Origin of the sequence: Enterobacter sichuanensis (assembly GCF_002939185.1) — a bacterium.
Classification (GTDB): Bacteria; Pseudomonadota; Gammaproteobacteria; order Enterobacterales; family Enterobacteriaceae; genus Enterobacter; species Enterobacter sichuanensis.
On sequence record NZ_POVL01000018.1, the window covers coordinates 1 to 21,945 of the forward strand.

16 protein-coding genes and 3 pseudogenes are annotated in these 21,945 nt (G+C 54.7%); 12 read left to right on the forward strand and 7 right to left on the reverse strand.

Annotation, left to right across the window (positions count from 1 at the left end; translation table 11 throughout):
* The 7 genes from C5687_RS10095 to C5687_RS10125 form a co-directional block, all read left to right on the forward strand.
* Window positions 1-511, forward strand: a 511-nt coding sequence (locus tag C5687_RS10095) for a bacteriophage T4 gp5 trimerisation domain-containing protein (protein WP_420796105.1), incomplete at its 5' end; no start/stop codon positions are given.
* Entirely contained in the window at window positions 504-998 is a 495-nt protein-coding gene (locus C5687_RS10100) for a hypothetical protein (protein WP_238380468.1), read from the forward strand. The genes C5687_RS10095 and C5687_RS10100, both read left to right, overlap by 8 nt.
* A 190-nt stretch (window positions 999-1,188) precedes the next feature.
* On the forward strand, window positions 1,189-1,629 hold the full coding sequence (locus tag C5687_RS10105) for a hypothetical protein (protein WP_238380469.1): 441 nt from the start codon (window positions 1,189-1,191) through the stop codon (window positions 1,627-1,629).
* 18 nt (window positions 1,630-1,647) lie between these two features.
* A complete protein-coding gene (locus C5687_RS10110; protein ID WP_238380470.1) occupies window positions 1,648-2,709 on the forward strand; it encodes a hypothetical protein in 1,062 nt (353 codons plus the stop codon).
* A gap of 60 nt (window positions 2,710-2,769) precedes the next feature.
* Window positions 2,770-3,210 carry a DcrB-related protein gene (locus C5687_RS10115; RefSeq protein ID WP_045286900.1) on the forward strand — a complete coding sequence of 147 codons (441 nt, stop codon included), beginning with the start codon at window positions 2,770-2,772 and terminating at the stop codon, window positions 3,208-3,210.
* Between the two features lie 3 nt (window positions 3,211-3,213).
* Complete coding sequence (locus tag C5687_RS10120) at window positions 3,214-7,605, forward strand: RHS repeat-associated core domain-containing protein (RefSeq protein ID WP_104556874.1); 4,392 nt, start codon at window positions 3,214-3,216, stop codon at window positions 7,603-7,605.
* A gap of 1 nt (window position 7,606) precedes the next feature.
* The gene (locus C5687_RS10125) at window positions 7,607-8,035 is read left to right on the forward strand and encodes a hypothetical protein (protein WP_047958887.1); all 429 of its coding nucleotides are present in this window, start codon (window positions 7,607-7,609) and stop codon (window positions 8,033-8,035) included.
* Window positions 8,036-8,084: 49 nt separating this feature from the next.
* On the opposite strand, the pseudogene C5687_RS10130 reads toward C5687_RS10125, so the two are convergent.
* A pseudogene (locus tag C5687_RS10130) lies at window positions 8,085-8,333 on the reverse strand (SymE family type I addiction module toxin); the annotation flags it as partial.
* Between the two features lie 372 nt (window positions 8,334-8,705).
* Between C5687_RS10130 and C5687_RS10135 the strand changes: the two are divergent.
* The 5 genes and pseudogenes from C5687_RS10135 to C5687_RS10150 all read left to right on the forward strand — a co-directional run bounded on the left by C5687_RS10135 (window position 8,706) and on the right by C5687_RS10150 (window position 10,537).
* A complete protein-coding gene (locus C5687_RS10135; RefSeq protein ID WP_072060274.1) occupies window positions 8,706-8,963 on the forward strand; it encodes a hypothetical protein in 258 nt (85 codons plus the stop codon).
* Window positions 8,964-9,141: 178 nt separating this feature from the next.
* Window positions 9,142-9,237 (forward strand): annotated as a pseudogene (locus C5687_RS25355) (hypothetical protein); the annotation flags it as partial.
* Entirely contained in the window at window positions 9,211-9,696 is a 486-nt protein-coding gene (locus C5687_RS25045; RefSeq protein WP_373467671.1) for a DUF3990 domain-containing protein, read from the forward strand. The pseudogene C5687_RS25355 and the gene C5687_RS25045, both read left to right, overlap by 27 nt.
* Entirely contained in the window at window positions 9,665-10,021 is a 357-nt protein-coding gene (locus C5687_RS10145; RefSeq protein WP_104556875.1) for a hypothetical protein, read from the forward strand. Before C5687_RS25045 ends, C5687_RS10145 begins: the two co-directional genes overlap by 32 nt.
* Window positions 10,022-10,242: 221 nt before the next feature.
* Window positions 10,243-10,537, forward strand: a pseudogene (locus tag C5687_RS10150) (YciI family protein).
* Window positions 10,538-11,214: 677 nt separating this feature from the next.
* On the opposite strand, the gene C5687_RS10155 reads toward C5687_RS10150, so the two are convergent.
* From C5687_RS10155 to C5687_RS10180, 6 genes are read right to left on the reverse strand one after another with little or no spacing between them, the layout of a single operon-like run.
* Window positions 11,215-12,837 carry a type I restriction-modification system subunit M gene (locus C5687_RS10155; protein ID WP_104556876.1) on the reverse strand — a complete coding sequence of 541 codons (1,623 nt, stop codon included), beginning with the start codon at window positions 12,835-12,837 and terminating at the stop codon, window positions 11,215-11,217.
* Window positions 12,834-13,949, reverse strand: coding sequence for an AAA family ATPase (locus tag C5687_RS10160; protein WP_104556877.1), 1,116 nt, complete (start codon window positions 13,947-13,949; stop codon window positions 12,834-12,836). The genes C5687_RS10155 and C5687_RS10160 overlap by 4 nt, the downstream gene beginning before the upstream one ends.
* Window positions 13,946-15,145 carry a restriction endonuclease subunit S gene (locus tag C5687_RS10165; protein ID WP_104556878.1) on the reverse strand — a complete coding sequence of 400 codons (1,200 nt, stop codon included), beginning with the start codon at window positions 15,143-15,145 and terminating at the stop codon, window positions 13,946-13,948. The genes C5687_RS10160 and C5687_RS10165 overlap by 4 nt, the downstream gene beginning before the upstream one ends.
* Entirely contained in the window at window positions 15,142-16,305 is a 1,164-nt protein-coding gene (locus C5687_RS10170) for an RNA-binding domain-containing protein (RefSeq protein WP_104556879.1), read from the reverse strand. Before C5687_RS10170 ends, C5687_RS10165 begins: the two co-directional genes overlap by 4 nt.
* Entirely contained in the window at window positions 16,287-18,929 is a 2,643-nt protein-coding gene (locus C5687_RS10175; protein WP_104556880.1) for a TrlF family AAA-like ATPase, read from the reverse strand. The genes C5687_RS10170 and C5687_RS10175 overlap by 19 nt, the downstream gene beginning before the upstream one ends.
* Entirely contained in the window at window positions 18,926-21,898 is a 2,973-nt protein-coding gene (locus C5687_RS10180) for a type I restriction endonuclease subunit R (protein WP_103259716.1), read from the reverse strand. Before C5687_RS10180 ends, C5687_RS10175 begins: the two co-directional genes overlap by 4 nt.
* Window positions 21,899-21,945 lie beyond the last annotated feature (47 nt).

Sequence of the window (21,945 nt, forward strand, 5' to 3'; positions counted from 1 at the left end):
AAAAGACGGCTCGGTCGACAACGCCAACGCCCTGCGGTTTGAGGACAAGGCAGGCGCGGAGCAGGTATGGATCCAGGCCGAGCGGAATATGGATACCAGCATCAAGAATGACGAAACGCACAGCGTCGGCGGCGAGCGTAGCCATTACGTGAAGAAAAATGAGCTGCATCGCGTGGAGGCGAATCAGATCCAGGCGGTGAAAGGCGGGACTGAGATCCTGACGGGGAAAGGCAAGCTGGACGCGGCGGTGGAGCAGTACGTTATTGCTTCCGGAACAAAGCTGAGGCTGGTCTCCGGTGAAAGCGCCATTGAGCTTAACGCGAACGGCAAAATTAGCCTGATCGGCAAAGAGTTTAACTTCTTTGTGGAAGGGGATGGCCATATTACGACGGGCGGTAAGCTACACCTGAATACCTCTGGCACAAAACCGGGTACCACGGCACCGGGCGCGGGACACAAAGGAGACATTGATGCGGCCGTTCAGGCGAAATTCACGACCAAAGGTGAGTAAAGCGGGAGCGGTGTTTGTCGCGTTATTAACGACGGGGATGGGTGGCGGAGACGTAAAAATAAACGATCTTTGGATCTTCGTTTCCAGGATGAGTGCATCACTCAAAACGTTATCCGTTAGGAATCTGAGCGACGCGCCGCTGCCGTTTAAAATGATCAAAAATAATGAATATATTAACTTCTACACTACTGAGGATATCACTCTCGCTGACGGAACGAACATAACCGCGATTGACTTACGTTTAAGTAAAGAACGCGACGGCGTTGCACCATTTCTCAGTTTTTCGCCCTCCGGCCGGTGCATAACGCTTGATGCCGTTAAAAAGCACTACCCGCATCTGGAGTTAACTGACTATCCCCGAGGCCGCTCCGGGAATGAAGTGACCAGCTACACTGCGTCAAAAGACAAAAATGGAGAGAAAATAAGCTTTAGTTTCACCGTAAATAAACCTGATTGTCTGGACTCGGTTGTCATTAGTGCGGACTAAGACATCTCATTGTCATAAAAGGCCTTTTTCTCCTTCGGAGAACCGGGTAATAAAAATTCGATGAAAAATGATTAACGTGAAAATTCACACCCCAACATTTCTCGCTTTTACCGTGATATGTCTCTCTCTGAACTGCTATGAGGTGCTTGCACACGATATACCACCGGTTTTAGTTAAACAGGATTTTACTGTGCAGCTGAAAGACCAGACGGTTTCATTGGGCGAAAGATGGACAGATGACGTTGCGCGTAAATTTGAGCTGCCGGTAGAGGGCCATTTTGTCGGTGAGGTTCCTTTTGACGAAACCCACTATAAATTCTACCAGCATCAAAAGACGGGGTTCGGCATTTATGTTTCCAATCTCTGGTGGGATAAAGCCGAACGCAGTATTGATGACTATATCGTGTCGCAGATTACGCTGACCGCAGGGGAGGGTAAAACGCCGCGCGGTATTCATGTGGGTTCATCTGCCGGGGAACTCAGCAGGGCATATGGCCATGGTCAGATTGAAAATGATGCCGGGGAACAATGGTGTTTTTATCAATTGAGTAACAGGCTGCTCTCTTTCGAGATTAAAGACGACAAGGTTGTGACAATAACAATGAATTACGACAATGGCGCCCGGGAGTAATTTGTGACCAGGAGATATTTGGCATGCGCATTGTTCACAGCGCTATTACTGGGCTCAGTTGCAACATCAGCCGCGCCTGAGCTCTCGCAATATAATGCGCTCGATACCGTAAGCCGTATCGTGAACGACAGCGAAGTGAAAGAGACGCTCAGGAAGACGCTGGGTAGCGATTACGAGACGTTTATTAGCAACTTCGATGTCTTTGGCGAACCCCATGCCACCTCAGACGGAGGGCTGTTTGTTGAAGGCTGGCTAAAAGATCTTTATCTGGAAAATGCGTCCGCTTTGGTCGTTGAACCTGACGGCAAACTCTATACGGCCTGGGTCGTTCCTGAGTCAGAGGTTGTTCATTATCAGTCATCCGATCGTAGTCAGGTGGTGAATCCCGATATTCAGCAGTGGGCGACCAGATTCAAAGCGATGCATTTTGCAACGAACAGCCCGGCAAGACGCGCATTTGACGGGGTATGGACAGGCGAATCGGGAACCGACTCGACGTTAACCCTGCGGTTAGTGGAATCAGGCGACCGTATTTCCGGGTCTTATTGCTATATCTCTCAGAGAGGAAACCGCATCGATTGTCCTGCAGAGGATGAACGCAACCTAAGCGGTACGATTGCAGGCAATCGGGCGAACGTTAAGTTCGACTCCACGTTTGGCGGCGTAGATGGACAAGCAGTTCTGGAAATTAACGCAAGCAAAATGGAATGGCGTTTAGTGACGCCTCCTCAGAAAGGGAATTATTATGCGCCACTGCGTTATACGTTAAATAAAGCTGATCCCGTTCGTAACGCTGAAACCAGAAAGCTCGATACCGATAAGTTCACTATTTCTCTGGTAAATAAATGTGGGCGTTTCGAGAGTGAATGTAGCCAGATGTATTATCTCGGTGTACGTAAAAGTGATAACAGTACGATCGCCTTAAAAGGAAAAACACTGCAGGATCCCACAGGTAAAATAATCGGCTCAAGCTATAAGAATAGTGAAGTTACCTATACCGTGACCTATGCACCACTGAAACTGGTTGTCAGCAAAGGCAGCCATATTTTAGTTGAGCAGCAAGGTCACTGGCTTAAATAATAAAATAGCCAGTCAAAAGTCCAACGTATCTCTCTCAATATCAATTATCCCGGATCCCCTATGAAATACACCCTCCAGGAAGGTTCATTTTCCCTTTTTCCTGCGGCCTGGCAGGATAACAGCATGAACATTATTCGCGATGACGAAAGCGGGCTGTCCGTGGTGGTCAGCCGCGGCGCTATCCCGGATGGCAGCGATTATGAGAAAGAGTTTCACCGCCAGTGGGATGTCCTGCGACCTCAAATGGGTGAGATTGCCCAGAGCGAATTCCGGCACGTGAAAGCCGGGCCTGACGGCAAAATCACCGGTCTGGAAGTTGAAACCCACTTTGACCATAACGGGCAGCGCCTGTGGCAAAAACAGCTGGCCGTGCAGACGCCGGGCAAACCGGTATTGATGATTTTCACTCTCTCAGCACTCAGAGCATTTACCGAAGAGGACGAGGAGCGCTGGAGCGCGCTTAAGCAGAGTCTGACGCTAAACGACAACCGGAATGTGTAAGGCATGAGCGATAACAACGCGGCCCGTAAGGGCGACGAGATTATTCACTCCAGCATTTTTGCGGATATCACCAGCATTGTGGCGGAAGGTGCCGCTTATGCGGTGATCGGCGCGGCGGTGGGGGCAGCAGCTACCGTGGCGGCGCCATTGCTGGGAGCCGGTGCGGCAGCCGCAGGCGTGGCGGCGATTGGCTCCAGCTGTTTGCTCAGCGGCATCATTGGCGGCGTTCTGGCAAACGTGGCGGGGATCACAGACGATATCAGCAACGCCGCAGAGGGGTTAGGCAACGCGCTTTTCCCGCCGTCGCCTGCGGGTAAAATCACCACCGGCTCCAGCAACGTTCTGACCAATGCGCTCCCTGCCGCGCGCGCGGCAGGCACGCTGACGCCAGCAGATACCCCGTCACCTGAGCCGCAGTCACCGGGCAGCTTTGCCGATTACGCAGGCATGCTACTTTCCGCTGCCGGACAGTTTGGCAGCGAAATGTGGCAGCCGAGCGTGGCGTCAGCCGCCGCGGGGACCTCGCCGCTGGAAGAAGACAAGGTGGCGTGCGAAAAGCACTCCGGACCGCAGTACCTGGCGGAAGGTTCAAAAAGCGTTTTCATCAACGGCCAGCCTGCGGTGCGTGCGAAAGATCGCACCACCTGTGAAGGGACCGTTTCCGATGACGTTTCCCCGAACGTGATTATTGGCGGCGACACGCTCACGGTTCGCGATATCAAAAGCGGCAAAACCCCAGGCCTGGCGCTGGGGATGATTGCGCTCTCGTTGCTGCGCGGCCGTCCGGGCAAGATTTTGAAAAACATGCCCTGCGCGCTGGCGGCAGCCGGCGGCGGGATGCTGGCCGATATGGCCGTCAATGCCGTGTTTGGCTCTTCGCACCCGGTTCACGCCGCCACCGGCGTGAAGGTGCTGAACGACGATGATGAACTCGATTTCTCGCTGCCGGGGCGCTTCCCGCTTCGCTGGCAGCGCAGCTACAACAGCCTGACCACCCGCGAAGGGCTGTTTGGCCTGGGCTGGGCTACCTCTTTTGACAGCTATCTGAGGCTGGAAGAGAACAGCGCGACCTGGTTCGACGAAACCGGACGCGAGCTGAGCTTTGAACTGCCTCCTGTCGACCGGGCGTTTTACAGCATCAGCGAAGGCATTATTATCCGCCGCAATGAGAGCGGCGACGTGGCAATTGCCGACGATGACGGCGCGGTGTGGCGTCTGTACAAACCGACCCGCGCCAACCCCTCCATCCTGCGTCTGGCCTCGCTGAGCGATGAATACGGCAACGCCCTGCTGACCGAGTGGGACGAGCACGGACGTCTGGTTGGTCTTCACGATGAGCCACGGGCGATAGATGTCACCCTGCGCTATGAGGACGAACGGTTCCCGCAGCGCGTGACCGCAGCCAGCCATTTCGACGGCGAGCGTACCTGGCCGCTAATGCAGTGGGGTTACGACGCACGCGGTCAGCTGGCGAGCGCGACGGATGCATCTGGCGTCGTCACCCGCGAATACCGCTATAACGACCACGGCCTGATGGTCTGGCACCGCCTGCCGGGTGGGCTGGAGAGCGAGTACCGCTGGCAAAAATTTGACCACTGGCGCGTGGTGGAAAACCGCACCAGCACCGGCGACGGCTGCCGCTTTAGCTACGATTTGGCCGCCGGGCAGACGACCGTCGAGCACTATGATGGTCAGAAGCGTCAGCACTACTGGAATGCGCAGAGCCTGATTGTCCGCTACGTAGACGAGCGCGGTGAAAACTGGTGCTACGAGTGGGATGACAACGAACTTCTGACGCGTCGCATCGATCCGCTGGGTAACGCCGTCACCTTTGTTTATGACGAGATGGGCAACCGGGTGCAGGAGATCGACGCCGACGGTAATGCCCGCACCACCACCTGGCTGGAACATCGCGCGTTGCCGTCAGCCATCATTGAAGCCGACGGCAGCGCTACCCGGTTCTGGTACGACGAACATCACGGCCTGCAGCGCGTGGTGGACCCGATGGGGCAGACGATGCTGCTGCACCGGGACGCGTTTGGTCAGGTCGTTGAGGAGGTCGATGCCGCCGGCAACAGCCGCCACCAGGAGTACAACGAGGCGGGACAGGTGGTGCGCGCGACGGACTGCTCTGGCCGCACAACCCGCTATCGCTATCATCCGCTGGGCTGGCTGGAGAGCGAGACGGGTGCTGACGGCGAAGAGACGCGTTATCGCTACGACGCCGCAGGGCGCCCGGTGCAGCTCGATCGTCCCGAAGGCTGGACGGAGTCACTCAAATGGAACGCACGCGGCCTGCCGGTGAAGCATGCCGGCGCTGATGGTAAAGAAAGGGAGTTCAGATACGATGAGGCAGGACGCTTAACCACCACGCGTAATACGCAGGGTGAGGAAGTTCGCCGCCGCTGGGACAGTCGCGGGCGTCTGATTGCCCTTGAAAACGAAAACGGCGAAGCGTATCAGTTCCGCTGGGGGCCAGACTCGCTGCTGCTGGAAGAGGTGGGGCTGGATGGCGTGGCCTCGCAATATCGCTATGACGCCTGCGGGCGCACGATTGCTCGCACCTTTGCCGCCGGGCATCCGGAGGCCATCACCCACGCCTTCGCCTGGAGCGCGAGTGGCCAGCTGGTCGCCCGCACCACGCCGGAAGGACAGACCCGCTACCACTACACTCCGTCCGGGCTGTTAAGCCGGATTGGGCTGCATCCTGCGCTTGCAGCCGACGCGTGGAGCACCGAGGCAGAGCAGGAGCTTGCCTTCGAATATGACGCACTCGGTCGCGTGACGCGCGAAGCGGGCGAGCACGGTGAGCTGGCGTGGGAGTATGACGCGCTGGGCAACCGCACCTCCGTCACGCTGCCCGATGGCCGCGAGCTGAAGCAGTTCTACTACGGTAGCGGGCATCTGCTCAGCATTGCTCTCGACAAGCTGTCGGTCTCCGATTTTACCCGCGACGAACTCCACCGTGAGACCAGCCGCACCCAGGGGCTGTTGACCACCCGCAGCGAGTACGACCGCCTCGGCCGACTGCACCGCCGGGACGTCTTTACCGGCAATGCCCAGCGCCCGTCGCCGCGCCGCTGGTCCCGCCGCTGGGATTACGACTACCGCAATAACCTGGTGCGAGAAGAGCGGGACGATAACCCGTTCAGCTGGTACCGCTGGCAGTACGACAGCGCCGGGCGCCTGCTCGTTCAGGACGGCACGCTGCCTGGCCAGGAGCAGTGGCGCTGGGATGCAGCCGGTAACCCGCTGGAAGGTTCTGCTGAGAAGGTCACGCACAACCGCCTGACGCAGCTGAACGGCATTCGCTGGCGTTATGACATCCACGGCCGCACCGTGGAGAAGGATAACGGCCAGACGCGCTGGCACTACCGGTACGACGGCGAACACCGCCTGACGGAGGTTATCAGCCAGCCGCGGGATCGCAACAGGCCGCAGATGCAGGTCAGCTTCCGCTACGACCCGCTCGGACGCCGCATCAGCAAAACGCGCCAGCAGATGCTGGGCGGTCAGCCAACCGGCAAACCGGTGACCACCCGGTTTGTCTGGGAAGGGTTCCGTCTGCTGCAGGAGCTGCACGGAGACGTGCCTCTGACCTATGTCTACAGCGACCAGGACAGCTACGACCCGCTGGCGCGAATTGACGGCGTGGAAGCGCCGGAGATCTTCTGGTTCCACTGTCAGCCCAACGGCACGCCGGAGCGGATGACGGATAGCGAAGGGCAGGTGCGCTGGGAAGGGGTGAACGGCGCCTGGGGTAAGCTGCTGCGGGAAAGCGAGACGCAGGGATCAGGATATTCTCAGAACCTGCGGATGCAGGGGCAATACCTGGACCGTGAGACAGGGCTGCACTACAATCTGTTCCGGTATTACGACCCGGACTGCGGACGGTTTACGCAGCAGGACCCGATAGGGCTAAGAGGCGGGTTAAACTTATACAGTTATGTATCAAATCCTCTTAAATATATTGATCCGCTTGGGTTAAATCCTTTAGCTTTACCTGCACCTACGTCTTTAGATCCATGGGGAACTGGTGCTACTTTAAATTCTATTCCAGTACCGAAGGGTGGAATAATAGTTGAAATGGCTATGTCACCAGGGCAATCTACCCCAGGTGGATGGGCTACATTAGATCATATACCTAATGTGAATTATGTTAGAAATGAGTTGGCTGTAATTCCCGAATTTAAACCAGAAATATCGCATGTTCAAAAATTCTATATACCTGAAGGTGTTCAAATTCAAACGGGTCCTGTAGGACCCCAAGTTTCTGGCGGTAAGATTTACCCTGGAGGAGGAACTCAGGTACAAATACTTAATTATAAAGATAGAGCAAAGCTTGTACCTGTTGGCAAACCAAGAAAAATCTATAGTGGTAAATGTGGTGGCTGATATGAATACTATTGTCAATTTTAGTGTGTTAGATGAGCTTGGTAAATATGATAAAGAGTCAAATCCCAATAAGTTGAGCGTATTTGATTTATTGCCAACAGGAGTATCATGGTTGTATGGTACTAAAAAGATAGAAATCAGAGATGACAATAAAATAATTCCACTTTTATTGTTGGGTGATACTGGAGTAGCCTTAGTTAGAGCGCCGTTTGATAAAGATAAATCTCAGGCTTATATTTTAAATCCGGCAGGTGATATTATGTGGAATGTTAAAGGTATTATTGATAAAAAAATAAAAGATATCATTTTCCATGATGTTTATTATATATCTGATATTCTTTTCTTTTTTATTAATGTAAATGGTTGTGATTATCGGTTTTCATTCGATGTAGACACGGGTATAGCTGGAGAAATAATTCAAAGTTATTAGAAGTTACCAAGCCGGGCAAGAACTTAAATCTTCCCGGCACTTTTATTATTTAATTCCCGTTCAGTACGCTAAACATTCCGTCTTTAATTCCCCTGACCACCTGTTTAGCCTGATAAAGCTGCTCGCGCAGCTCCTGCATCTCGTTATTATCCGCCATCAGCACAATGCACCCCTCCGAAATCTTCACCGTCACGCCCCGCCCTGTCTCAAATCCCGCCTCTGCGAGCCAGTTACCCTTAAGGTGCAGGCTGGGGCTGCGCGAATATCCGGTAGGGACTTTGGTTTTACGGTTGGTGTGCGCGGGGGTAAATGCCCGCGTCCCGGCAGTGGCTGCGGTGGCATATGGAAGTGCGGTGCGGCCGGGCCCCGGTCATTAAACATAATGCAGGAGATTATGCGCACTCTCGCCGGGCGGCCACAAAGGCGAACCCGACCCGCTGTGCGCGGCTCGTGTTCGCATAATCTGCATTATGTCGGGCGCCCCCGCGTTCGGCCCCGCAGCCCGGAGCTGCGCACAGCTCACTGACGTTCGCTCTGCTGTCGGCGGCGGCGTTGTTCTTCGGCAGGTCGCCGCCTTCCCTGGCGGCTCCGGTGCGGTTCTGCGGCGGCGGTGTCGTGTGAAAGCCTGCTGAAAAGGGTTGTCGGCCTGCGGCCTCCGCTGAAGGGCTTAATGCCCGCCCGGCGTCGTCTGGCTGCGGCGGCTCGTGCCGCGCAAAAGACCGCGCGTCACTCGTTCCCGCCTCGCCAGCTTCCGCCACCCGCCCTGGTTCTGTGTGGTCATGCAGGGTCAACCCCCGGTCAGGCAGCGGTGCCACAGGGCGCCGTGCCGTCGCCTGCGGGCTCTGTGCCGCCCGCCCCCGCAGAACCCGCGCCAGCCACGCAGCAAGCTGCGCGTCTGTCACGGGTTGCCGTGGGAGGCACAGTGTGATCCCGGAGCAGAACCGGTAATGACAGGGAGGAACGGCGGTGGTATGGTGAACGGGCTTCAAAAGGCGCGTCGGGAAAGTTGAGTTAACGTGCTGTTAAATAAGTAAAAGGTGATAGCCGGGAAGCCAGAAACGGCGCGGGCGGTAGCGTGTTAAAAAGTATGATGGCGTCGGGATCGTTCCGATGACCCGATAGGGGTGGCGGGGGGGATAAACCTTTACCAGTATGCGCCGAATGCGCTGAAATATATTGATCCTCTTGGCTTATCATCAACGACTTTCTATCATGCTAGTGATATTCGGGGCGAGATTAATCCTTCTATGGGGAGGCATGGATTAGATTTTAATCCTTCTAATCAAGGTGGTTTTTACGTAACTACTGATAAATCACAGGCTATTAAATGGGCAGAGCTGAGAGGACATCCAACTATAACGCAATTTGATATACCGAATTCAGAACTCGATAAACTAAATATAAAAGTATTTGAGTCTGCTGATAATGAATGGGCTAAATTTGTAACTCAGGGTAGAGCCAACACACTTGCACATAGTTATGATGCTGTAAGTGGACCAATGTTAGCAAACCCAGGTGCTGTAAAAAAAGGAGGAAAGGCTAAGCCCATAGGTTCACAGCTTGCTATTTTCTCAAATAAAGCAGCAGCCGTGTTTGAACGTTATAAAGTAAAAAAAAGTGTAAAGGTCAATGAATATTATCGATGGTATTCAATTCAGTAATTCTAATGAAAGTGTTATTTTTAATTACTATAGTTGGGTTGAGTTGATTAAAGCGATTATTGTTAAATATGCGAATAAAACAGAGAGTGAGGCTGAACGTATAGTATTAGCCTCTCCACTTGTTCGTATTAAGGAAAATGACTACATGTCTGTCGCTTTGCGCAGTCATGAAAGTGAGTATCATTGGGCAATGTTAATTGCTTATGATGATCAATATTGGACAAAGGGAGTTTCTCCAGATGAACCTGACGGATACTTTGAGTGGGAAAAAGAATACAGGAAAAAAAATAATCTGGCAGAAGATAACTTTATTTTTAGTGATTAAGTTAAATAAAAAATTTAAGAAGTAATATCTTGTCAGTTTTATTGTATGTTATGGCATTATTATGTTGAGGCATATAGTAATATCTCGTAGCGATCCCTTGTTAAGACTTAAAGCTCCGCTAAGAATTATAATGTAATCATATGCTATAAGTGGATTCGTCTCTGTAAAACCAACGGAAGATTTAATTATTACTTGCGATAAGACAAACTGAGAGGCAAAGGATGAGCACAGTTTACGAAGTTATTTTAGCCCTATATAAAACCACTCGAAGAAATCGACGAAGCGATACCTGCTCATGTGGAGTGGCTTAAAAAGGGGTACGCAGAGGGGATTTTCCTGACATCCGGTAGAGGGATCCCAAGAAACGGTAGTGTCATTCTCGCTAAATGCGAGAGTCTTGCTTCTCTTGAAGAGCTCTTACGCGAGGATCCTTTTCAGAGGTTAAAGCTTGCGACTGTTGAGATCATTCCCTTTGAACCCAGTATGAAGACAGAACTCTTAGACAATGTGTTTTGACCCCGCAATAAAAAAAACACGCCAGGGCGTGGTTTTTTTCATTAAAGACGACTCAGACGTTGAAACTAAAAAGTTACACGTTGAACCTAAAATCCCCATAAAAATCCGATTCTTGCGGGGCGTTGCGCAACGGATCATTCTACCGCGCACATAATATACCCCCAGAGATACCCCCATTCTACGACGATACCCCAAGACACTCGCAGCAACCCCTCAAACTGCGTGCCGGCCTGCCGTGAGCGCGGAAGCGTGCTGCTGGTCGGTGATCAGCCTCAGGGAGTAATTGTACCCGTCATTCCGCACCTAATTTCGAGAATACTTTATGTGACGAATGTCGCGTGACCGAGAGGCCGATAAATAACTTCCTGACACCAATGGTGTCTTGCATTAGTGTTGCTCGGTTAAGTTGCCAAGGTATGACCAGATCACAGATGTCTTAACCATCATCGGCATACCTACCGCAGGCTGGAGCCAAACGGTGAGAATCGCGGAACCTAGCAAACTTCGTCAAACGTGTAGCGAACGTCGCCGAAAAAAATCCAGAATCAGGTGCGGAAAGTCGGTTGTACCGCCCGCGTCACAAGTAATGGGCCGACCAAGGGATCGACTCTCGCCATTACGGTTTGCAAAGTGAACCGTGATGGCATCACGTTGCAAACCAATCGGCTTTGCCTTTGTTAAGGCAGCGGAGGCAACCCCAACTCAGCCAGATACTGATTGTGGCGCGCCTTGGCGTCTGCAATCTTGTTCTCGGCGGCAACCAAGTCGGCATGAACCGCTGCCAGGTCGATCTCTTCCTCAGCTTGCGCGGTGCTCACATAGCGCGAGATGTTCAGGTTGAAATCGTTCTTCTCGATTTCTTCCATGCTCACCCGGCGAGAGTAACGCGGCGCTTCCTTGCGGTACTGGTAGGCGTCGATGATTTGGTCGATGTGCTCCGGCAAGAGCTGGTTCTGGCGTTTGCCCTTCTCATAATGCTCGGCAGCGTTGATGAACAGCACGTCGTCCGGCTTCTTGCACTTTTTCAGCACCAGGATGCACACCGGTATGCCAGTAGAGAAGAACAGGTTCGCCGGAAGGCCGATCACGGTGTCGATATGCCCATCCTTGAGCAGTTTGGTACGAATGCGAGCCTCGGCACCGCCACGGAACAGCACACCGTGGGGCAATATGATTGCCATCACACCGTCTTGCTTGAGGAAATGGAAGCCATGCAGCAGGAAGGCAAAGTCAGCGGCGGACTTCGGTGCCAGGCCGTAATTCTTGAAGCGCACGTCTTCGCCCAGCGCCTCGCTCGGCTCCCAGCGATAGCTGAACGGCGGGTTGGCCACCACCGCGTCGAACTTCGGCATCTTCGCTGGGTTGGTCTCGCGCAGCATATCCCACTCGTTGAGCAGGGTATCGCCATGGAAAATCTCGAACTCCGAGTCCTTCACCCCGTGCAGCAGCATGTTCATGCGCGCCAGGTTGTAGGTGGTGATGTTCTTCTCCTGGCCGTAAATCTTACCAATGCCATGCGGCCCCATCAGACGGCGCACATTGAGCAGCAAGGAGCCCGAGCCGCAGGCAAAGTCGAAGACGCTATCCAGATGCGGGCGCTTGCCGGTGGCTGGCTCCTGGCTGTCCAGCGTGACGATGGCCGACAAGATGTCTGAAATACGCTGCGGCGTGTAGAACTCGCCGGCCTTCTTGCCCGAGCCTGCCGCAAACTGGCCGATCAGGTACTCGTAGGCATCACCCAGCGTGTCGCTATCGGTAGAGAACTGCCCCAGCCCCTTGGCGATCTCGGCGATGATCTTGCACAGGCGGCCATTGCGCTCGCTGTAGGTCTTGCCCAGCTTGTCCGACGCCAGATTGATCTCCGAGAACAGGCCCCGGAAGGTGCTGGCGAAGGACTCTTCCTCGATGTACTTGAAGCCCTTCTGCAAGGTATGCAGCAGCTCGGCATCCTGCGTGCGCGCCATCTCGGCGATGTTGCCCCACAGGTATTGGGGTTCGATCACGTAATGCACCTTGCGGCGCATCTGCTTCTCGAAGTCGGGTACGTCGTCCAGATTTTCCTCGTACCACGCTTGAAGCGGCGTATTCACGCCGGTCTGCCTCAACACATCGGAAGGAAGGTCTGGATAGTCCGATCCCAGCTCCTTCTGCGCGGCGGCCTCGTAGTTGTCCGACAGATAGCGCAGGAAGAGAAAAGCCAGCATATAGTCGCGGAAGTCGTCCGCATTCATCGCGCCACGCAGTTGGTCGGCGATGGCCCAGAGGGTCTTGCCCAATTTTTGCTTTTCGGATTCGGTCATGGTGTACCTGCTGTTGCGGCCTCAGGAACTTGAGGGAACAAATCGGGGTTGAAGGGGTAGCGATTCAGGAAGTCGTTCAGAATCTTCTTAAAGTAAGCCTTGTTCTCATCGAGCATCTGCTGCGGCTCATACAGCGAGTAGTTGCCGTGACTGAGGATGTTGATCAGGCGCGCGTGCAAAATGCCGTCCGGATCATCATCCTCTTGCTTGATGCAGGCAGAAAAGTTTTTGTGGCCGTGAAAACTCGCCGTCTTCTCTAGAATCGTGCGCAGCATGTTGAAATGGTGCGTGAACAAACGATCTTCCTGCGCCGCCAGATAGAGTTCCGCCAAGGCCGCAACGTGGTGGAAGAAGGGCGTATCGCCCTCTTCGGGCCGCAGCAGATAGCCGCCGCTGGGCGGGTGCTTGTTGATCACATAGCGGCGCGCCTTGCCCAGCTCATTGCAGAGCACATTGAAGAACAAGGTGTGGTGCGTGGAAATTACCGTTTTGAGCCGGTTGTCCTGCCGCTTGAGCAACTGCGTCAGGTGATTGGCGACGGCAATGGCGTTGTGTTCATCCAGCGACGAGATCGGATCGTCGATATACAGGTACTTCACCCATTGGTACGCCTCGATATCGGCGTCCATCGCCAGTTCGACCACAGCCAGAAAAAAACACCAGATGAAGATGTTTTCCTCGCCGCGTGACACCTTGATGTTGTCAACGGTCTGACCATCCACCAGGCGGGAAAAGCGCACCGCCCACTCTGGGCCCTCGGTGTCGATCCGGAAGTCGAAATCCGCGTAACGCCGCAGCAATGGGCGAATGCGGTTATCCATCTCCAGATCGAACAGCCCCTGAAAGAATCGCGAATCCCTGTTGAGCAGCAAGCGCCGGTCCGCATCGCCTGCCAGATCGTTATTCCAGTGGAACAGGTCTTCAGTGAATGCGTTGAAGTACAGGGTATCGCGAGCCTCGGCCTGCTTGCCCATGTCCTTGAAGGCCATGGATAACCGCGTCTTGCCCGTGCCGTTGTAGGCATAGAGCAGGATGGCTTTCTTGTTCTCCAGCTCGCTGCGCAGATGAGCGGCCAGCGCGGGCAAGTCGGCGAAGGATTGGGCGGGCTTCATGCGCCCACCTCATCCAGCGTCGGAAATAACTGCTGCATCAGGCCCTTTTTGTGGGTCTTGAGGGCATCGATTTTCTGGGTTTGGGCGGTGATCAGATCGTCGAGGGAAGACAGGCAGTCGGCGATTTTTTGTTGTTCGTCTTGGTCAAGAGGGACTGCACAATCAACCTTCTCAAGCACTTCAACGGACAGTCCGGGTTGAGCTTGGCCCGTGGCAAATCGATTCAAGTTAAGCCTGCAGAGGTTATAGAAAAGCCACTCAGTGCTAATGCCTGCTTTTGGCGTTGTTACTACGGCATGCTCAGTTGCGTAAAAATCACCATCTACGAGATTTACATTGCCACAAAGTGCTCCTTGACGGCCGATGAGTGAATGTCGACCGGACTGGTTATAGGTCTTGGTGTAGCCACGTAAACCATTGCCGCCAAAGCATGGAAAATAGCCGTTCGCTTGTATTTCGGAAATCTCCGACGCTGCAACGAACTTTCCTGCCTGCATATCGCAAACCGTACCGAGTGCCTTTTTCTCCCATTCACCCGCGTCTCGAAACTCCGGAAACCTCAGACCGGGCACAGTTTCGCCTTCGCGGGGGAAAAGCTGCTGCATCAGGCCCTTTTTGTGGGTCTTGAGGGTGTCCAGCTTTTGGGTTTCCGCCGTGATCAGATCATCCAGCGAAGATAGGCAGTCGGCGATTTTTTGTTGTTCATCGCGTGGAGGGATTGGCAGTTCAAGCTCGGAAAACTGCTTGTAACTGATCATCTTTCCATCACGAAGCCCCTCAAGATTTTTGATCATTTGAGCGATAAAACGATCAGTTTTTAGGTAATGCCTAAAGTAATCTTCAGAGTGGCCATGTCGCAGTCGTAGAATTACATAAGCAGGACTACAAATCCCCCTATATCTAGAGAACTCAATGCCGCCTTGAAAAGAACGCAGGCTAATGATGAAGTCGCCGACTTCAACCACCTTGTAGCTTTCTAGGCTTTTGTCAGTTACGGAAACATGATAATCAATCATTTCCCGAGGGATTGCTCCTTGCTCTTGGGTTATGGCAAGAACAGGGAGGTCGGAGTTGTGATCTTTATTGGAAATTTGATCAAAGATCATATTTCCAAATTCAGAGCCCCATCCGTCCTCGGCCCGATACTCCGGAAACCGCAACCGTGGCACCAACTGCTGTTTTTTATTCTCACTCACGCTGCTTGCTCCTGCGGCCGTTTCACGATGGCCTTGAACAGGTTCCCAGCCCGGTCGTCAATGAGTTCAATCTGCGGCCAGGCCCGCAAGGCGCGCAGCAGACCGCTACCCAGTCCGCGATACGGCAGCAGCTTGGCGGCAAAGGACGCCAGAATCGGGTTGCGCATATTGGAGTTGCCCGCCTTGATGTTTTCGATGGTCAGGTTGTTGGGCAGATGACCAGGGCTGATGATCTCGACCCGATCGGCAAACACCAACACGCGCACCGGCGCGCTGATGAAGTAATCGCGGTGGATGAGCGCGTTGGCGACCAGCTCTTCCCAGACGATGCGCGGAATCTCCGATTGGCCTTGGGAGTTGAAGCCCTGTTCACCCTGAGTGGCACGGGTGTTAGCGACGATGAAACCCAGCGACTGCTGGAACACATCGGCTAGCTTACCGGTGATGTCGCGGCTGTCGATATAGCGCTGGTCTTCGATCTCATTGCCGACAAAAGCCACCGCCTTGACGATGAAGGCAGGCAGTGCGTACTGCGGCGCTTTGGCAAACAGCAGGCTGCCCGCCACATTGAGCTGCCCCTGGTTCATCAGGTTCATGTTGGTCAAGAGCTGCGGCAGCGGTTGCTTGTGCTGGGCGAGCGGTTCGCCAAATTGCTGTTCGAAGAAAGTTTCGAAATAGGGCAGGTCCACATCGCCCGCGCTCAAGCCCGCCACAGGCGTCTCATCCGCATGCACCAGCCCTGCTTGCTGGAACAGGCGCTGGATTTCTTCACGCGAGGTGGCGCGGCGCTTGTCCGAGCCGTTCTTCACCCAGATGGCTCCGTTCTTGTCCATGTAGGGTTTGCTGACGCCTTCCACAACGGTGACCACCATCACGGTGCCGTTGGGGTGCGGCACATTTTCGGTGAGCGGGTTCACCGCAGGCCGCACATTTTGCGAGGCGCTGTTGGAGATGAGCTGGTTCAGGCGGTCAATGTCCGCGTGAGACAAGCCCAGCACCGTGCCGTCGTTATGCACGCCAATGAAAATCCGCCCGCCAGCGGTGTTGGCGAAGGCCACGATCTCCGCCGCCAGCGCGTCGGCATTGGTGAAGTTCTCTTTGAACTGATGGCGGCTGTCTTCGCCACGGCTCAAGCAGTCGATCAGTTCTGTGGTTTCCATAGGTTGTAAACCTCTTTGCGTCGGTTGAAGGCTTGTTGGCCTCCTTCCATGATGTTGATGATGGCGTCCTGCACCGGACGAGCGTCGATGCTGCCGCTTTGTACGGCGACTTGCTCATCCTGATAGCGGCAGGCATGCACTTGCTCCGCATCACCCAGCACCGGAAAGTTGGCGTTGTGGGTAGCGAAGATGAATTGGGCGTGAGGCTTCATCTCGCGCAGCAGCTTGATCACGTCGTCGTAGATGGTCTGGTTGTCCAGATCGTCTTCCGGCTGGTCAATGATGATCACGTCGTTCTGGCGCTGGCTGAGCACATATAGCAGCAACGCGGAAGCACGCTGCCCGAGCGAGTGGTGCTTGAGTTCCTTGCCGCGATAGCGAATGACGAAACGGTTAGGCACCTGCCAGGTGACGAACTCCGTCAGGTTCTGCATAAAGGTCTTTTCGAACACCTCCGGCGTGCTGCCCGCTTTTTTCAAGGCGTTTGGCAAATCACGCAGCAGGCCGCCGAAATCGGCGTAATCCTCCATCACGGCGCGCAGGGTGGTTTCGCGGATGTTGCTGCCCTTGAAGAGCTGTTGCATGAAACTGATGGCGGCTTCCTTGTCGCCTTTGAAGTCGGCTTCGATCTGCAGGGCGGTATGGCCAGCGTTCACCCGATCCAGTTCGGCCTTGATGGCGTTGAACTCGCGCAGCCACAGGCCGTTGAGCTTGTCGATCTCGGCAAACAGTGCGTCGCGGATGCTGCTCTGCTGGCTTTCCTGCTTGGCGAGCGCCTCCAGCATTTGCTCCGCCTTGGTTTTACGCTGCTGTTGGGTCAGGAAGTCATCCGGCTGGATGGCCGTCATGCCGGTCTGCTTGAGTTCCTGAGCCAGCTGACGTTCGACCTGGGCAAACTCTTCCTGAAGACTCTGGCGCGCGGCATCGAACTCGCCTTGTTTGAATTGAAGCCGGGAGGTAACAGCGCGGGCCTCTTGCTCGATTTGCTTGAGCTGATCGACTTTGGCAACGAGATTGGTAAATTCGGCGTAATAAGCCGTGAAGAAGTCGGGGTTCTGCTTGGAGACGTAGCTCGTGGCATTACGCAGATCGTCTTCGTGCTCGGCGATCAATTGCCCGAGGGCGAGCACAAAGCTGTCTGCCCGCTCCTTCATGCGTGCCAGTGCACTGGCATCCTGCTGGAAGCCAAGGCGCTTTTGCAGCTTGTCGGCAACCCCGTACTCTTCAAATTTCTTCAGCCGGAATTCGGCATCGGTGAGCTGGGACTGGTAATCACGCCTGAGTTCGGCAGTATTGCTGAGCTTGAGCCAGCGTTGCGCAGCATCACGCACATGCTGGCGTTGGGTTTCGATTTCGTCTCGCAGTGTGCGGAGCTTTTCGCCCACCAGCTTTTCCACTAGATCGGTCTCGAAACCTTCGCCGGTGCTGGAAAGGTCTTTCTGCCCGAAGTAGATCGGACGGCGCAGCACAGTTTCCCGGATCGATACACCGGGCTGCAATTTGCCGTCCAGATAGACGTTCGGCGCTTCGCGGAAAATGCGGGAGATGGTGAATTCCTGTCCGTATACGTCACAGGCCGTCAGCGTCACCTTGCCGCCGCTGCCCAGAGTGTGGCGGATCAGTTCATCCTTGTACTTGGTGTCCTGCGCTTTCTCCCCGCGAGGAATATCAAGCGCGTAGCGCACTGCTTCCAGAATGGAAGACTTGCCGCTGCCCCGGATGCCGATCAACGTGTTCAGTTCAGGCGAGAAATGCAGCGTTTTCCCGTCAAGGATGCCCCCGTCAAAGTGAATGCTGCGGATGTGCGATGCGAGATGCTTGGGCGGCTCCGTGACGACCCGCGAAGCAGGATCGCTCAAGGCAAACTTGACCGCATCAAAGGACAGTTCACCCAATTTGAGGTAACAGGCTTTGCCCTGACCAATCTCTTCGATGCATTTGGCGTCGCAACCTTCGAGCTCGGCGGGGTACCAGTCTCCTAGATGCTGCTGCGTTTTAGTCCGGCAGGGTTTGTTTTTCTCTTGCAGCTTGTTGTACGTGCGTACCTTTTGGAAGCCCAACGTGCGACGGCGGAAGAATTCGTTCTGGCCCAGCTCGGCAAGACGCCCCCCGTCCAATTCGGCCCACAGTCCGCTCGGTGCTTCGACATGGGCAAAGACAAGGAAAAAGTCGCGGTGATAGCTTTCCAGCTTCTTGATGGTTTCCAACAGTGACAGAGAGGAACGCCCGTTTTCCTGCTCGTACTGGGCAGGGATTTTTCCTTCAAACGCAACGCCCAGGAAGGGGTTGATATGGTCATGACCATCGGCCAACCAGTCGTCGGAAAAAACAACCAAGGTGTGGATGCCATTGGCCCCGTCATTGACCGACAGCTCGACGCCGGGCAACAGCGCAATATCCTTCTTCTGCGCTGTCTTGCGCAGCGCTTTGAACTCCTCAAAATCGAACTTGTTGTGATTGGTGATGACGCCCAGCTGGATACCTGCTTTCTCCAGCGCGTTCACATAATTGCTGTTGTAGAAGTTGTCATCGCCTGTGTACTTGAACTCACGATCTGCGCGGGTGTGCAGATGGAAGTCCGCACGAACCCACTGCGCCCCCTGTGTAAAGACGGTTCCCATCATCGCCCCTCCTCATAGGCAGCCAAACCAGCAATCTCTCGACCCTGGGCGAGCTTGTGCAGCAGTGGTGTCAGCTCTTCCATCAGGGCCAACTCTTTCTGCGTGCGGGCTTTCCAGCCAAGTTCCAGCGGGGCCATCAACTCGGAGAGGCGTTCGCCATCGAAAATGCGGCGGCGCAAAATGTCATCGACAAAGGCTTGCAGCGCTGATGCGTCCAGTGTGTGGCGGTTGGCGAGATCGGTGAGTTCCCGTGTTTTTTTCTCTGCCTTGAAGCGGTCGAATCCGCTGCGGATTTGCTTTTCATCCAATGCTTCGTTGACCGGTAAGCCCCGGATGTACTCGGCAATGTCCTCACGCTCGTCGATGAACTTGGCATCGGACTGGATCAGGCCGATGAGCTGCTCACGGTTCATGGTGAGCTTGCCGGGCTTCTGCTGGGTCAGCTTGGCGATGAGGCTCATGATGTAGTCGTAGTCGATCACGCTTGAGGCGAAGAGCACGAATTCGAAATCAAGCTGCTGCACTTCTGGCGGGGTCTGGTCGCGATCCTGCTGTTCCTTCAAGCGCTTGGCCGTTTCGAGGTACACACCTTTGAAGCCCTGCATCTGATCGGGTGGCGCAATCTGGGTGATCTGCGCCTTCTGCTCATCCGAGAGATCGGTATATTGATCGAGCTGGGTCTTGAGGCGCTGTACTTCCTTGAACAGATTGACGAACTGCGCCCGTGCGGCATCGCCTTTCAGGTTGGCCACTTCTTCCGGCGCATTGCCCACGCCTTGCGACTGCATGAAGTCGGCCAGCTTCTGGGTGGCGGTTTGCAGGTTATCGATGACCTTGGGCGCAGGGTCTACCAGCCAGATTTCACGCGGGTTGTCGATCTTCTCGCCAGAGAACAGTGCAATCGCCTCTTCGACCGGCCTTTGCTGCTGACGGAAGTCGAGGATGTTGCCATAGGGCTTGCTGTCGTTCAGCACGCGATTGGTGCGCGAAAACGCCTGGATCAAGCCGTGATGCTTGAGGTTCTTATCCACGTATAGGGTATTGAGGTACTTGGAGTCGAAACCGGTGAGCAGCATGTCCACCACGATGGTGATGTCGATCTTTTGCGCGGCGGGGAGATCGCTGTTGGGATACTGCTGATCCTTGATGCGCTTTTGCACATCCTGGTAGTACAGGTCGAACTCGCCAATGCGGTGGTTGGTACCGAAGCGGGCGTTGTAGTCGGCCACGATGCGCGTGAGCGCAGCCTTCTTGCCCTCGGGGTCTTGCTGGTTATCTTCTTTCTCTTGCGGCAGGTCTTCCTGAATCTGTTGTACGTCCTTATTTCCCTCGGCAGGTGGAGAGAATACGCAGGCAATGTTCAGCGGACGGAACTCAGGATCTTGCTCGGTCTTTTGTTTTTGAATCTCCGCGAACAGTTCGAAATACTCGATGGCATCGTTGATGCTGGCCGTTGCCAACACCGCGTTGAACTTGCGGCCATTGGTCGCTGCATCGTGCTTGGCGAGAATGGTTTCAATGACCTTGGGCTTGGCCACACCTTCACCAGGCTTGGGAGGATTCTTGCCTTCGGGCTTGAAGTAATCCACGTGAAAGCGCAGGACGTTGCGATCCTCGATGGCGTGGGTGATGGTGTATTGATGCAGGCAACGCTGGAAGAGGTCGTCGGTCGTGCGGTAACTGGCCTGCTGACCTTCGATCTGCTGGTAGCTGGCGTTCTTCTCGAAGATGGGTGTGCCGGTAAAGCCAAAAAGCTGGGCGTTGGGGAAGAACTCCTTGATGGCTTTGTGGTTGTCGCCAAATTGTGAGCGGTGGCATTCATCAAAGATAAACACCATGCGCTGGTTGCGTAATGGCTCCAGCCGCTCCTTGTAGTTGCGTCTGTTGGCCCCATCCAGAGCCAGGCCCAGCTTCTGAATGGTGGTGACGATGACTTTATCGGCGTAGTCATCCGACAGTAGGCGGCGCACCAGGGTCTCGGTGTTGGTGTTCTCTTCGACGCAGCCCTCCTGAAAGCGGTTGAATTCCTCGCGAGTCTGGCGATCCAGGTCTTTGCGATCCACCACAAACAGACACTTGTCGATGTCCGGATTGTCTTTGAGCAGGGTGGACGCCTTGAACGAAGTCAGCGTCTTGCCTGAGCCGGTGGTGTGCCAGATGTAGCCGTTGCCGCAATTCTGGTGGATGCACTCCACGATGGCTTTGACGGCATAGATTTGGTATGGCCGCATCATCAGCAGCTTCTGCTCGCTGGCCACCAGCACCATGTAGCGGCTGATCATTTGCCCTAGAGTGCACTTGGCTAGGAACTTCTCGGCAAAACTATCGAGCAGCGTGATTTTCTTGTTGTCTTCGCTGGCAAACTGGTAAACCGGCAAGAAGCGCTCATCTGCGTTGAAGCTGAAGTGCCGTGCGTTGTTGTTGGCGAAATACCAAGTGTCAGTGCGGTTGCTGACGATGAAGAGCTGCAGGAAGCACAGCAGTGTCTTGCTATAGCCATTGCCGGGGTCAGTCTTGTAATCAACGATCTGCTGCATGGCCCGGCGCGGGCTGACCGCCAAGGTCTTCAGCTCGATTTGCACCACCGGTACGCCGTTGATGAGCAGCATCACGTCGTAGCGGTGATGGCTGTTGTCAGTGTTCATGCGCAACTGGTTGACGACCTCAAAGTCGTTCTTGCACCAGTCCCGGATGTTCACCAGGGTGTAGTTCAGCGGCGTACCATCGTCGCGCTCGAAGCTGTTGATGTTGCGAAGCCGCTGGGCAGCGCCGTAGACATCGGGCGTGATGATGCCGTCGAGCAAGCGCTGAAACTCGCTGTCAGTCAGATGCACGCGGTTCAGCGCTTCGAACTTGGCTCGGAAGTTGGCTTCGAGCGCGGCGCGGTCGCGAATGTCGGGGCGATAGGTGTACTTGAGGTCGCCGAGCTTGGCGATCAGATCGAGTTCGATTTGTTGTTCTGTGGTCGTCATGAACCTTGCCTCAAAGACCCAAACGGTTTACTGCCGCCGTTGTTCTG

Bases quoted from the DNA above. Each gene is read 5' to 3' on its own strand.
- C5687_RS10115 (WP_045286900.1), top strand. From the start codon at position 2,770: ATGAAATACACCCTCCAGGAAGGTTCATTTTCCCTTTTTCCTGCGGCC.
- C5687_RS10120 (WP_104556874.1), top strand. From the start codon at position 3,214: ATGAGCGATAACAACGCGGCCCGTAAGGGCGACGAGATTATTCACTCC.
- C5687_RS10125 (WP_047958887.1), top strand. From the start codon at position 7,607: ATGAATACTATTGTCAATTTTAGTGTGTTAGATGAGCTTGGTAAATAT.
- C5687_RS10135 (WP_072060274.1), top strand. From the start codon at position 8,706: ATGCCCGCCCGGCGTCGTCTGGCTGCGGCGGCTCGTGCCGCGCAAAAG.
- C5687_RS10145 (WP_104556875.1), top strand. From the start codon at position 9,665: ATGAATATTATCGATGGTATTCAATTCAGTAATTCTAATGAAAGTGTT.
- C5687_RS10155 (WP_104556876.1), bottom strand. From the start codon at position 12,837: ATGACCGAATCCGAAAAGCAAAAATTGGGCAAGACCCTCTGGGCCATC.
- C5687_RS10160 (WP_104556877.1), bottom strand. From the start codon at position 13,949: ATGAAGCCCGCCCAATCCTTCGCCGACTTGCCCGCGCTGGCCGCTCAT.
- C5687_RS10170 (WP_104556879.1), bottom strand. From the start codon at position 16,305: ATGGAAACCACAGAACTGATCGACTGCTTGAGCCGTGGCGAAGACAGC.
- C5687_RS10175 (WP_104556880.1), bottom strand. From the start codon at position 18,929: ATGATGGGAACCGTCTTTACACAGGGGGCGCAGTGGGTTCGTGCGGAC.
- C5687_RS10180 (WP_103259716.1), bottom strand. From the start codon at position 21,898: ATGACGACCACAGAACAACAAATCGAACTCGATCTGATCGCCAAGCTC.